The following is a 13197-nucleotide window of genomic DNA, read 5'->3' as shown; positions in this document are numbered from 1 at the left end:
GGGTTGACGGATTACCTAAACTGACGATGTTGTGTGGCAACGAATCAACTATGCCCCAGACTTTACCTCAACCGCAGAAACGAACATTTTTAGTCGTGGATGACCATGCGATGGTGTTAGGCGGCACGCTTAACATTCTGAAGCAAGAATATCCAGAGGCAGACATTCTGACGGCTTCGACGGCTCAGGCAGCCCTTGAGCAAATAGCGCAGACGACCCCGGATTTGGTGATTGTGGATCTGGTGATGCCAGAGACGATCGGCGAAACCGCGCAAGCGCATTCAGGGCTTCAACTCCTCAAAACGTTGATGGAGCAGTATCCGAGTCTGAATATTGTGGTGCAGAGTGCCCATGTTCGGACTTTAGTTTGGCGGAAACCATTGATAGACAATCACATGGGCGGCTTCACGGTTGTTGATAAGAGCGAGCCCATGAAAGAGTTGCTGACAATGGTTGATTGGGCCCTGCACGAGCGGATTTATACACCCAAAGAGATCCGCAACGGGCTGCAACTCAAACCCGCCTGGATGCAGGTCTTGCAATTTGCTTTTCAAGAGAGCTTACAGGATACTGCGATCGCCAAACGGATGAATGTTTCTGAACGCACTGTGCAGTCTTACTGGAGTCAGATTCGAAATGTGCTAGAGGTGTATCCTGAGGATCATAAGAATCTGCGGATTCAAACGCAAGTGCGAGCTAGGGAACAAGGATTGATTGATTAGTGAAGCGCGATCGATGGCAAGCAGTGAAAGCGGGCGTCACGACTTGGGGACGAGGAGCGCTTCCAGGGGCGATGGTGATTGTCGCTGTGACGATCGCTCGATTGACCGGTGCGCTTCAGTTTTTGGAGTTGGTGACGTTCGATCGATTTCTGCGGCTGCGTCCCCCTGAGCCAATGGATGAAAGGATTGTAATCGTAAGTATCACCGAGGAAGATATTCAACGCGCCAGAACTTATCCGATTCCCGATCGCGAAATTGCCGATTTGCTTAAACGCTTGCAGGCCTATCAACCGATCGCGATCGGGCTGGATATTGTCCGCGATATTCCGGTTGAACCGGGTAATGCCGAACTAACATCGGTGTTTCGCAGCAGCAAGAATACGATCGGAGTGGAGATTGCCCTGCCCGATCGCAGTGGCTTTATCGTCGCACCTCCGCCCGCGCTACCACCAGAACAAATTGGCTTTGCCGATACCATTCTGGATGCCGATGGCTATCAGCGCCGCAGTTTATTGGGCGCTCACAACCCCCAGCAGGAATACCGTTTTTCGTTTTCCCTGCGACTGGCGGAACGCTATCTCGCCACAAAAGGTATTGCGTTAGAAAATGGCATCCACGATCGCGATGCCTTGCGGTTTGGTAATACTGAGTTAACCAGGCTTCAACCCAATTCCGGCGGATATGTGGGGGCGGATGCAGGCGGCAACCAGATTTTGCTGAATGTTCGCAGCGGGATACCGTTTCGCGTGCTTTCTCTCTCGCAAATCAAATCGGGACAGGTCAACCCGGATTGGATTCGAGGCAAAATTGTGTTGATTGGGATGATGTCTTTTAGTGCGAAGGATCTGGCAAGTTCAGGTGCGATCGTAGGGATCAATCCCGGACGGATTTACGGAGTCGAAATGCAGGCCCACGCCACCAGCCAGATCCTGAGCGCGGTGCTCGATCGCCGATCGTTGCTTCGGGTTTGGGCGGATGGCTGGGAAATGCTCTGGATTGGGGTCTGGGGACTCTTGGGGATGAGTTTGGGGCGATTTCTGCGATCGCCCTGGAAAATTTTGTTGGGGCTCTTAATCGCCAGCATCAGCCCGATCGGGATATGTTACGGGTTAATTCTGTTGGGCTGGTGGGTGCCGATCGTACCTGTGTTGTTGGTGCTGGTGTTGAATGGGGCTGGCTTGATGGCAGCGTTTTTTTATCGCCACGAACAGGAACTCCGACTGCGGTTAGAGGAACGTCAATTTGCGATCGAGCAGACGTTTAATGCGATTCACAGCGGCCCGTTACAAACATTGGTGGGAATTTTGAGAACCGCTCAGGGAGAAGCCACACCGTCGCCATTTTTACCGGAGTTGCAACGCCTGAATGAAGAATTACGGGCAGTTTACGGATCTGTGCAGCGAGATGCGATCGCGGATGAACCGCATCTCCGCATGGGAAGTGCGATCGAATTGGCGTTACAAGCCCCACTGCATGAATTGCTCTACAATATCTATTGCAACACGCTAGAACAAGAACTGCCCCACCTCACAACGATCGAAGTCAGAATTGTGCAGTTCGATCCCTTGAACACCTCGCATCTGCGGTTGGAACACAAGCGAGGACTCTGCCGCTTTCTGGAAGAAGCGCTCTGCAATGTCGGCAAACACGCGATCGAAGCCACTCGCTTGACCGTAATTTGCACTCAGGAGGGCGATCGGCAGGTGATTCGGGTGACGGATAATGGCGGGGAAAACCCGTCTGACGCAGAAGCGCTGAGTTCCGGTGAAACGAACTGGGACAGGGAGACAACTCAATATCTAAACTCTCAACTCCAACCTTCAGGATTAGGAACGCAATTGGCAAACAATTTAGCCAGACAATTAGGGGGAACATTTCGGCGCTACCCAAATGTACCGAGGGGGACAGTGTGCGAGTTAACTTGGTCAGCCAGACCGCGCTGGTTCTGGTAATTGGTTCCTCAGAGTTAGCATCCGAACTATTAGCCAAAATTAGGACACGGCAGTGCCGTGTCCCTACAATATTATTTTCGGTAGGGACACGGCATTGCCGTGTCCTCTATATTGTATTCATCTCTTCCTTCTCTTCCTCTGTGTTCTCTGCGTTCTCTGCGGTTAAATCATTCCGAGCCAAATTGATATATCTTTGCACCTTCCCGCAAACGAAGCTTGCGGGCAGTCCTCTATTGTGTTTGTGTATTGTTGATTACTCTAGAAACAGTTACAGAGGGGATTGCGATGATGAATCACGGATTGAAGCGTCGAACCATTTACTCTGCGGGCATTGCGAGTTTAATGCTGAGTGTTTCGCTCTCTCTCGCTCCTGTAGCGCTGGCAAAATACACTCCTCCTCAAGACCCTTCTCAACCGAAAGATACGGGGACGAATACCACTCGCGGCGGCAGTTGCGAAGGTAATTCACCAGCGATATTGACTGCGTTGGTGCCGTTTAGTCATGTGGGACAGACGATTTCTGGGCATCCCACCTTTACCTGGTTTGTACCCGATCGCACTCCTCGCCCGTTGCAATTGAGGCTGTTTGCTCGATCGGGACAACTGCTTTACAGAACCGAGATGCAGAGTCAGCCGGGGATTATGTCGGTTGCTTTGCCCTCAAATCTGCCCCAACTGTCGATCGGGCAATCCTATCAGTGGCAAGTGGTGTTGGTGTGCGATCCGAATGTTCCTTCGAGGAATGTGGTGGCGGCGGCAGAAATCCAAGTCGTTGGGCCTGCGGCGTCGTTGCAGACTCAACTTGCAGCCGCGCAAACTCCCCAACAGCGGATCGACCTGTATGCGGAGGCTGGGCTGTGGTATGACGCGATCGCCGAAGCGCGCAAAGCCTCTGAGACTTCTCAAAGCCAAGCGGCTGTGCTGGAATTGCTAGATGCTCTTGCTAGTTCGGAAGCCGAACCTTTGAAAGACTGGAGCGATCGATTGAAGCAAATAAGAGCGATCGAACAACAGCGCCAAGTCCCGCAACCCAAACCCTAAAATCCCATGCAGCCTTTCTCGCTAACACTGTTTAAATCTAGTAATTGTAAAGTGCGATCGCGCTTTCTCTTTCCCCTAGCCTTTTACCTTTTATCTGTTGCTTTTTATATTCCTCCCCACTTCCCACTCCCGGCTACTGCTCAAACTACCGATGCTCGTCAAGCAGAGGGCGATCGGCTAATACAGCAGGGGCTTCAACAGTATCAGACTGGCCAAGTCCCAGCAGCGCTGAATTCCTGGCAACAGGCACTGCAAATTTATCGCGCCTTCAAAAACCGAAAAGGGGAGGGTGCAGCACTGGGCTTGTTGGGACTCGCTTACCTCGATCTGCACAACTATGCCAAAGCGATTGAGTATTCACAGCAGAGTTTAGCCATCGCCCGCGAAATTAAACACCCCCAAAGGGAGGGTGCAGCACTATACATTTTGGGACTCGCTTACCAATCTCTGGACAACTATCCTAAAGCCATTGAGTATTCACAGCAACTGTTAGCCATCGCCCGCAAAATTAAAGACCACCGTCAGGAAGGTGTAGCACTGGGCCGTTTGGGACTCGCTTACCAGTCTCTGGGCGACTATGCCAAAGCCATTGAGTATTCACAGCAAATGTTAGCCATCGCCCGCGAAATTAAACACCGCGAATGGGAAGGTATAGCACTGGGCTATTTGGGACTCGCTTACCAGTCTCTGGGCGACTACGCCAAAGCCATTGAGTATACACAGCAGAGTTTAGCCATCGCCCGCTCCATTAAAAACCGTGAAGGGGAGGGTGTGGCACTAGGCAGTTTGGGAATCGCTTACCAGTCTCTGGGCAACTATGCCAAAGCCATTGAGTATTCACAGCAACTGTTAGCCATCGCCCGCGAAATTAAAAACCGCAAGGGGGAGGGTGCGGCACTAAGTTATTTGGGACTCGCTTACCAGTCTCTGGGTGACTACGCCAAAGCCATTGAGTATTCAAAGCAGAGTTTAGCCATCGCCCGCGAAATTAAAGACCGCCAAAATGAAGGTGCGGCACTGGGTAATTTGGGAATCGCTTACGGCGATCTGGGCAACTATGCCAAATCTATTGAGTATTCACAGCAACTGTTAGCGCTCGCCCGCGAAATTAAAGACCGCCTTGGGGAAGGTAGGGTACTGGGCAATTTGGGAATCGCTTACCAATCTCTGGGCAACTATGCCAAAACCATTGAGTATGCACAGCAACAGTTAGTCATCGCCCGCGAAATTAAAGACCGCCTTGGGGAAGGTAATGCACTGGGTAATTTGGGAAGTGCTTACCAATCTCTGGGTAACTATGCCCAAGCCATTGAATATACACAGCAACAGTTAGTCATCGCCCGCGAAATTAAAGACCGCCTTGGGGAAGGTAAGGCACTGGGTAATTTGGGAAGTGCTTACCAATCTCTGGGCAACTATACCAAAGCCATTGAGTATACACAGCAACATTTAGCCATCGCCCGCTCCATTAAAGACCGCCTTGGGGAGGGTTCGGCGCTCAACAACTTGGGAGCGGCGTTCTGGAGAGCTGGCAACCCAACAGAAGCTGAGAAAATGCTCGTTAATGCGATTCAAGTTTGGGAATCAATGCGTCAAATGCTCGGCTCCAACGATGCGAATAAAGTCTCCATCTTTGAAGAACAAGCTAATACTTATGGGATTTTACAACGAGTCCGGGTGGCTCAGAACAACCCAAATGCTGCGTTAGAAATTGCCGAACGGGGACGTGCTCGTGCCTTTGTCGATCTCCTGAGTGAGCGCTTATCTTCAGGTTCTACCAATCCGGTTATTAACACTTCTCCCAAGCAAGATCAAATCCGCCAAATAGCCAAAGCACAGAACGCCACTTTGGTGCAGTATTCGATCATCTACGAAAACTTCCAGATTCAGGGCCGAGAAGTAGGGCGTGAATCCGCGCTCTACATCTGGGTGATTCAACCCACGGGCGAAATCACGTTCCGCCAAGTTGACCTCAAACCCCTCTGGCAGCAGCACAACGCCTCCCTAGCCAGCTTAATTATTGGCAATCAAGAATTCTTGGCTGTCCGCAGTCGCAGCAGTCTTAGCTCCACCCAACCCCAACCCAACTTACCGACACTGCATCAACTGCTGATTGACCCAATTGAAACGCTTTTGCCAAAAGATCCCAATGCCCATGTCATTTTCATTCCTCAACGTTCCCTGTTCCAGGTGCCTTTTCCCGCTCTCCAAGATGCCAACGGCACTTACTTAATCCAAAAACACACGATTCTCACCGCCCCTTCGATTCAAGTATTGGATTTGACTCGACAACAACGACAGAAGCTAGCACAGAAGCCAGCCAACAGCAGTAACGCTATAGTATTGGGCAATCCTACGATGCCAAGCGTGTCTCTCTCTCTGGGAGAACCCAAGCAGCAATTGTCTCCTCTACCTGGGGCTGAAGCTGAAGCGATCGCAATCGCCCCTCTGCTCAAAACCCAAGCCATCACAGGCGCACAAGGGACCAAAGCTGCGATCGTTCAAAAAATGCCCCAAGCATCGATTATTCACCTGGCAACGCATGGATTGCTCGATGATGTGCGCGGATTGGGAAGTGCGATCGCTATGGCTCCTTCTGGTAGCGATGACGGCTTATTGACTGCAGAAGAGATTTTCGACATGAAACTGCAAGCAAGCTTAGTCGTTTTGAGTGCCTGCAACACTGGAGAAGGCAGGATTACCGGGGATGGAGTGATTGGCTTGTCGCGCGCTTTGATTTCGGCAGGCGTTCCCAGCGTGATTGTTTCTTTATGGTCAGTTCCCGATGCGCCGACATCCGAATTGATGCAGTCGTTTTATCAAAACTTGCAAAATAATCCCGACAAAGCACAGGCATTGCGGCAGGCAATGTTAACCACGATGAAAACTCATCCCCAGCCGCGAAATTGGGCGGCATTTACTTTAATTGGGGAGGCAGAGTAAGTTTTTATGAATAGCGCGATCGGCTCAATGTTTTTATCCTAAATTTTATCCTAAATTTTATCAATTCCGTTTGTACCGGAATGATAGAGGAGACGGCAGTGCCGTCTCCTAATTTCCGATAGTAATAATTCCGATGCAATCAGAAACAATCTTTATTCTTTAGTCGGCGAAGGCCGACTTTTTTTGTGTAGACGCGGTTTCAACCGCCGAGTTATCTTCTCAATCTCAAAACTGATGGAAGTGAACCATCTACCCTACATATTCACATACATTGCACTTTCCCGCAATCTATTTTGCACTTAATACTTCATCAATTCTGTGGGTATAACGAATGATTTTTCCATCTGGGTTGCTTAAGATTTAAGTCAAGTGTTAAGAGGATTTTTTTATGGTTTTACAACCCGATCCGTCAGAACCTCGGCGATTAATTGGCGACAATACATCCGAATTTGTGAATTTGTAGAACGGGGTAAAAAATTTACGACTCATTTAGGATTGCTATATCAACTGTCAACTGTCAACTATCAACTAAGAGGGCGGGGCATCTTGGCACCGCCCCTACTACAGGTCAACTGTCAACTGTCAACTTACTGCGTAACTTTATGAATGCAGAATCAGCTACAAACATTCTAGATAACCTGGTACAGGAAAAGAGAGGCGAACCATTGAACGGCTTACAGCGAGCAATTATTCAAGGAGTGTTAGATGGTTTGACATACCAAGAAATCAAGAATAATTATGCGATCGCGCGGAACTATCAAATATGCTACTTAGGGCGATACGTTGCTTATCATTTGTGGAAATTGCTGACAGAGGTATTGAAAGATGCAGGAATTATCGACCCGGACGAAAGAGTCCGCAACAAAAATTTGTGGGAGTCCGCGATGAGAGTGGCACAGCAAAGCGTGCAGTCGGAATCTGTACAAAAAAGTCAACCCCCCGTACCGCCAGATGCGATGCTGGACAGAAAACTGCCAATGCGTTACCGAATTACCGAACATTTGGTAAGTACCGAGTTTAGCGATACTGATCTTGCGGAAGATGAAGATGTGCCCCATTGCCCTTTATGTGCAGTCAAACGTTTGAAAAGTCAGTCGATCGAAACAACCAAGTTGTTCGAGCGGGAAGCGCGAGTATTGCGCAAATTGGGCAAGCACGATCGCATACCGGAACTGCTAGCTCGCTTTCAGGAGGATCGAGATTTCTATTTGATAGTTGAATTGATTTATATCTGAAAGAAGACTAATGAGTTATATTATTCACTCCTCTTTTAGAGGACTTGTGCTATGAGACAGGCAATTAATTCTCTGGCTGACTGCGGAATGAATCTTTGTTCGCGATCGCGCTTCAATCTCAAAACTTACAGCGTATTCCAGGTTTATGAAGTAGGGACACGGCACTGCCGCGTCCCTACGGCGGGATAGATCGATAGGCGGGTGTCCTTCATAAACGTGGAATCTGCTGTATTTGAGCGAACCATCTATCTACCTATTCACATACTTTGCACTTTCCCGCAATCTATTTTGCACCCCGTACTCGATCCAGTCTGTGGGTAGAACGAATGATTTTTCGATCTGTGCTGCGTAAGATTTAAATCAAGAATGAATCTAAATATCTGAGGTTTTAAATTATGTTAGACATCACAACTAATCCTAACGAGCGCCTTTATTTCAATCAACAGCCAAACGCGATCGCCCAATCAACATTTCCGGCTAACAGCGACTTGCTCAAAGGAGCGATCGCTCCACTGAATGCTTCTGGTTACAGTCCTGAATCTAGCTTGACTAATCCCACAGCATCCAGCTTCGATCGACAGACACAGATAGCAGATTTTATTGTAGCTGATGCAGGCCAGGGCCTCAGTTTCCCTGCGAGCGATCGAGTTACTGGCGATGTCGCCGATTCTCAACTCAAACCGCAATCACAATCGGCGATCGCAACTGCAGATCCGCTAACAGGAACTATCTCTGCTTCCCAGTTGAATTTAGCCGATCCAGGTAACTCTCTTTCGACAGCTCGTAATCTTGTTGGTGTTGAGAACGGTAGCATCAGCTTAACTGATTTTGTCGGAGTTGGAGATTCCGACGATTTCTATCGATTCGATATCAACACTAAGAGCAATTTTAGCCTGCGTCTCGACGGTTTGAGCGCGGATGCTGACGTATGGCTAATTCAAGATAAAAATAGCAACGGTGTAGTTGAAAATGGTGAATTTATTAGCTCCTCTAATAATTCTGGCACTACCCCCGATGTGATTAATAAATTCAATCTGGCTCCTGGGACATACTATGTCCAAGTCGAGAGCTACTCAGGCTCTACCAATTACAACCTGAGTCTTTCTGCAACCTCTGTTCCTGTAGTGCCAGATATTACAACACCTAGCGGCCCTTTTAATAGTAATTACGGCTACGGTTTGGTGAATGCAAATGCCGCAGTTTCTAGCACCTTAAACCGCTCAACTCTTTTCCCTGCTCTTCCCAATTTTGGCGGAACTAATTGGGCGCTAGATGTCATAAATGCACCTGAAGTTTGGAATCAGAACATTACAGGAAATGGCATTGTTGTAGCTGTCGTAGATACTGGTGTTGACTACACCCATCCCGACTTGGATGGCAATATTTGGCAGAACGCTGGTGAAATTGCTGGAAATGGCATCGATGACGATCGCAACGGATATATTGATGATATTCGTGGTTGGGATTTTGTGTCTAACGACAACGACCCAAGAGATCAGATCGATAATAACCCAATAGGTAATGATTTCTACGGTCACGGCACTCACGTAGCAGGTTCTATCGCGGCAGAGCGAAATGATTTTGGCATCACAGGAGTTGCGTACAATGCAAAGATTATGCCTGTGAGAGTATGGCCCGCCTCTAGTCCCGGCTCGCCGAATAATGTTGCTGCTGGAATCCGCTATGCTGCTGATAATGGAGCCAATGTAATTAACCTCAGTGGTTCTTACCCTTCCAATCAGGTGAATGACGCAATTGAGTATGCAAATAATAAAGGCTCTGTTGTGGTTATGGCAGCCGGAAATGAGGGTGGTCTCCAACCAGGTTATCCAGCTCGTAATGCCAATCTCTGGGGAATTGCTGCGGGCAGCATTGATGTAAGAGGCCGCATGGCTGATAACTCTAACCGCTCGGGTTTTACACCTTTAGATTACTTAGTTGCTCCGGGAGTAGAGATAGTTTCTACCACTCCTGATGAGGATTATGAGCTCAGAAGTGGCACGTCTATGGCAACGCCACAAGTAGCGGGTGTAGCGGCTTTAGTTTTGAATGCCAATCCGACTTTAACTCCGGCTCAAGTTGAGTACATTTTGACGACAACAGCTAATCGGAATGGGTTGACAGGATAGCATTGCAAATCCCCACTTAAGTCCTGCGGACATTAATCGAGGATTAGAGCAGACGGCTCTGGATATGGACGATCCAAACACGCCCGGTTTTGCTGTTGGATTTGACTATGCCACTGGATATGGTTTGATTCAAGCCGATCGGGCGATCGCTAAAATAGTCGTCTAATTCAGATTAGAGTCCCCATCCCTGCCGCGAGATCGGGGAGACAGAGTAAGCTTCTATGAAGGTCGATCGCCTGTGGCAGATTGAGGCGATCGCACGACGACTGCAGAAAGAGCGATCGGGCTAATTCTCTAAATTCCAACTCTAGAATCCTATGCTGTATTCCCCATTTAAGCGACTCAAATCGACCCACTCTAGGCTCACTCATGTTTTCCTAGCTTCCATTTCCCTGTTCCTGGTTGCCACTATGTCCCTATTAACTACTCCTGACTCTCTCTTCCCGGCGATCGCTAAAACTACCGATGCTCGTAAAACCGAGGCCGATCGGCTATTGCAGCAGGGGATTCAACAGTATCAGACTGGTCAATTGCCAGCAGCAATGAATTCCTGGCAACAGGCACTCCAAATTTATCGCGCCCTCAAAAACCGCCAAGGGGAAGGTGCAGCACTGGGCAATTTGGGAGTCGCTTACCGCGCTCTGGGCAACAATGCCAAAGGCATTGAATATTCACAGCAGAGTTTAGCAATCGCCCGCGAAATTAAAGACCGCCTTGGGGAGGGTATGGCACTGGGCAATTTGGGAAACGCTTACCACGTTCTGGGCAACAATGCCAAAGCCATTGAGTATACACAGCAATATTTAGCGATCGCACGCGAAATTAAAAACCGCCTTGGGGAGGGTATGGCACTGGGCAATTTGGCAGCCGCTTACCACTCTCTGGGCAACTATGCCCAAGCCATTGAGTGTTCACAGCAGTGGTTAGCCATCGCCCGCGAAATTAAAGACCGCCAATCGCAAGGTGCAGCACTAGACCTTTTGGGAGGTGCTTACTACTTGCTGGGCAACTCGACCCAAGCCATTGAGTATTCACAGCAGGGTCTAGCCATCGCCCGTGAAATTAAAGACCGCAAAGAGGAAGGTAGGGCACTGCACACTTTGGGAGACGCTTACAAATCTCTGGGCAACTATGCCCAAGCCATTGAGTATACACAGCAGCGCTTAGCCATCGCCCGCGAAATTAAAGACCGCCGAGGGGAGGGTTGGGCGCTGGGCAATTTGGGAAGTGCTTACCACTCTCTTGGGAACTATGCCAAAGCCATTGAGTATTTACAGCTCAGTTTAGCCATCGCCCGCGAAATTAAAGATCGCTACGGGCAAGGTGCGACACTGAACAGTTTGGGAATCACTTACGGCTCTCTGGGCGACTTGGCCAAAGCCATTGAGTATTTACAGCAAAGTTTAGCTATCGCCCGTGAAATTAAAGACCGCGACGGGGAACGTGCGACACTGAACAGTTTGGGAATCACTTACGGCTCTCTGGGCGACTTGGCCAAAGCCATCAAGTATTTACAGCAAAGTTTAGCCATCGCCCGCGAAATTAAAGACCGCGACGGGGAAGGTAAGGCGCTCAACAACTTGGGAAGCACTTACGGCTCTCTGGGCGACTATTCTCAAGCCATTGAGTATACACAGCAATATTTAGTCATCGCACGCGAAATTAAAGACCGCGACGGGGAAGGTAAGGCGCTCAACAACTTGGGATCGGCGTTCTTGAGAGCTGGCAACCTAACAGAAGCTGAGAAAATTCTCGTCAATGGGATTCAAGTTTGGGAATCAATGCGTCAAATGCTCGGCTCCAACGACGCGAATAAAATCTCCATCTTTGAAGGACAAGCTCGCACCTATCGGATGTTACAAGAAGTTCGGGTGGCTCAGAATAACCCGATCGCCGCTTTAGAAATTGCGGAACGGGGACGTGCTCGTGCCTTTGTCGATCTACTCACACAACGCTTATCATCTGATTCTGCCAATCCGGTTATCGCCACTGCTCCCAACCAGGATCAAATCCGCCAAATAGCCAAAGCACAGAACGCCACTTTGGTGCAGTATTCCATCATCTACGAGGACTTCCAGATTCAGGGCATACAAGTAGGGCGTGAATCCGCGCTCTACATCTGGGTGATTCAACCCACAGGCGAAATCACATTCCGCGAGGTAGACATCAAACCTCTCTGGCAGCAGCACAAAGCCTCTCTAACCGATCTAATTATTGGCAATCAGGAGTTTCTTGCCGTTCGCAGTCGCAGCAGTACCGGTTTTGTTCAACCGCAACCCAACTTACCGACACTGCATCAACTGCTGATTGACCCAATTGAAACGCTTTTGCCAAAAGATCCCAATGCCCATGTCATTTTCATTCCTCAACGTTCCCTGTTCCAGGTGCCCTTCCCCGCTCTCCAAGATGCTAACGGTACTTACTTAATCCAAAAACACACGATTCTCACCGCCCCCTCGATTCAAGTTTTGGATTTGACAAGACAGCAACGGCAGAAGTTGGTACAGAAGCCAGCCAACAGCAGTAACGCTCTAGTCTTGGGCAATCCCACGATGCCTAGTGTGTCTGCCTATCTGGGAGCTCCCAAACAGCAATTGTCTCCTCTACCTGGGGCCGAAGCCGAAGCTAGAGCGATCGCGCCTCTGCTCAATACCCAAGCCATCACAGGCGCTCAAGGGACAAAAGCTGCGATCGTCCAAAAAATGCCCCAAGCATCGATTATTCACCTGGCAACGCATGGATTGCTGGATGATGTGCGCGGATTGGGAAGTGCGATCGCTCTGGCTCCTTCTGGTAGCGATGACGGCTTATTAACCGCAGAAGAGATTTTCGACATGAAACTGCAAGCAAGCTTAGTCGTTTTGAGTGCTTGCAACACCGGAGAAGGCAGGATTACCGGGGATGGAGTGATTGGCTTGTCGCGCGCTTTGATTTCGGCAGGAGTGCCGAGTGTGATTGTTTCTTTATGGGCAGTTCCCGATGCGCCCACATCTGAATTGATGCAGTCGTTTTATCAAAACTTGCAAAATAATCCCGACAAAGCACAGGCACTTCGGCAAGCAATGTTAACTACAATGAAAACTCATCCTGGGCCGCGAAATTGGGCGGCATTTACTTTAATTGGGGAGGCAGAGTAAGGACGATCGCGACAAGCAGATTACACAGTACGATCGGG

8 protein-coding genes are annotated in these 13197 nt (G+C 49.3%); all 8 read left to right on the top strand.

Translation table 11 applies throughout. The annotated features are described in order from the left end of the window. The first annotated feature begins 50 nt into the window (after positions 1–50). The 8 genes from QUA54_RS02755 (at position 51) to QUA54_RS02720 (ending at position 13159) form a co-directional block, all read left to right on the top strand. Positions 51–722 (top strand): response regulator transcription factor, encoded by a 672-nt coding sequence (locus tag QUA54_RS02755; RefSeq protein WP_333413080.1) that lies wholly within the window; start codon positions 51–53, stop codon positions 720–722. After that, positions 722–2674 (top strand): CHASE2 domain-containing protein, encoded by a 1953-nt coding sequence (locus QUA54_RS02750; RefSeq protein ID WP_333413078.1) that lies wholly within the window; start codon positions 722–724, stop codon positions 2672–2674. The genes QUA54_RS02755 and QUA54_RS02750 overlap by 1 nt, the downstream gene beginning before the upstream one ends. Before the next feature lie 285 nt (positions 2675–2959). Further along, positions 2960–3715 (top strand): DUF928 domain-containing protein, encoded by a 756-nt coding sequence (locus QUA54_RS02745; RefSeq protein ID WP_333413077.1) that lies wholly within the window; start codon positions 2960–2962, stop codon positions 3713–3715. A gap of 6 nt (positions 3716–3721) precedes the next feature. Next, a complete protein-coding gene (locus QUA54_RS02740; protein ID WP_333413075.1) occupies positions 3722–6658 on the top strand; it encodes a tetratricopeptide repeat protein in 2937 nt (978 codons plus the stop codon). A gap of 602 nt (positions 6659–7260) precedes the next feature. Next, positions 7261–7893: a hypothetical protein gene (locus QUA54_RS02735; protein WP_333413073.1), complete on the top strand. Its 633-nt coding sequence runs from the start codon at positions 7261–7263 to the stop codon at positions 7891–7893. A gap of 51 nt (positions 7894–7944) precedes the next feature. Beyond that, a complete protein-coding gene (locus tag QUA54_RS02730) occupies positions 7945–8082 on the top strand; it encodes a hypothetical protein (RefSeq protein WP_333413070.1) in 138 nt (45 codons plus the stop codon). 206 nt (positions 8083–8288) lie between these two features. Further along, entirely contained in the window at positions 8289–10022 is a 1734-nt protein-coding gene (locus tag QUA54_RS02725) for a S8 family serine peptidase (protein WP_333413068.1), read from the top strand. A 410-nt stretch (positions 10023–10432) separates the two neighbouring features. Beyond that, on the top strand, positions 10433–13159 hold the full coding sequence (locus QUA54_RS02720; protein ID WP_333413067.1) for a tetratricopeptide repeat protein: 2727 nt from the start codon (positions 10433–10435) through the stop codon (positions 13157–13159). Positions 13160–13197: the final 38 nt, after the last annotated feature.

Origin of the sequence: Microcoleus sp. MOSTC5 (assembly GCF_036701825.1) — a bacterium.
GTDB lineage: Bacteria > Cyanobacteriota > Cyanobacteriia > Cyanobacteriales > Microcoleaceae > Microcoleus > Microcoleus asticus.
The sequence above is the reverse complement of the archived record's forward strand: the minus strand, read 5'-3'. Positions and strand labels throughout refer to the sequence as shown.

What these genes read in the sequence shown, in the direction of transcription:
- QUA54_RS02755 (WP_333413080.1), top strand. Translation starts at nt 51, where the DNA reads ATGCCCCAGACTTTACCTCAACCGCAGAAACGAACATTTTTAGTCGTG.
- QUA54_RS02745 (WP_333413077.1), top strand. Translation starts at nt 2,960, where the DNA reads ATGATGAATCACGGATTGAAGCGTCGAACCATTTACTCTGCGGGCATT.
- QUA54_RS02740 (WP_333413075.1), top strand. Translation starts at nt 3,722, where the DNA reads ATGCAGCCTTTCTCGCTAACACTGTTTAAATCTAGTAATTGTAAAGTG.
- QUA54_RS02735 (WP_333413073.1), top strand. Translation starts at nt 7,261, where the DNA reads ATGAATGCAGAATCAGCTACAAACATTCTAGATAACCTGGTACAGGAA.
- QUA54_RS02730 (WP_333413070.1), top strand. Translation starts at nt 7,945, where the DNA reads ATGAGACAGGCAATTAATTCTCTGGCTGACTGCGGAATGAATCTTTGT.
- QUA54_RS02725 (WP_333413068.1), top strand. Translation starts at nt 8,289, where the DNA reads ATGTTAGACATCACAACTAATCCTAACGAGCGCCTTTATTTCAATCAA.
- QUA54_RS02720 (WP_333413067.1), top strand. Translation starts at nt 10,433, where the DNA reads ATGTCCCTATTAACTACTCCTGACTCTCTCTTCCCGGCGATCGCTAAA.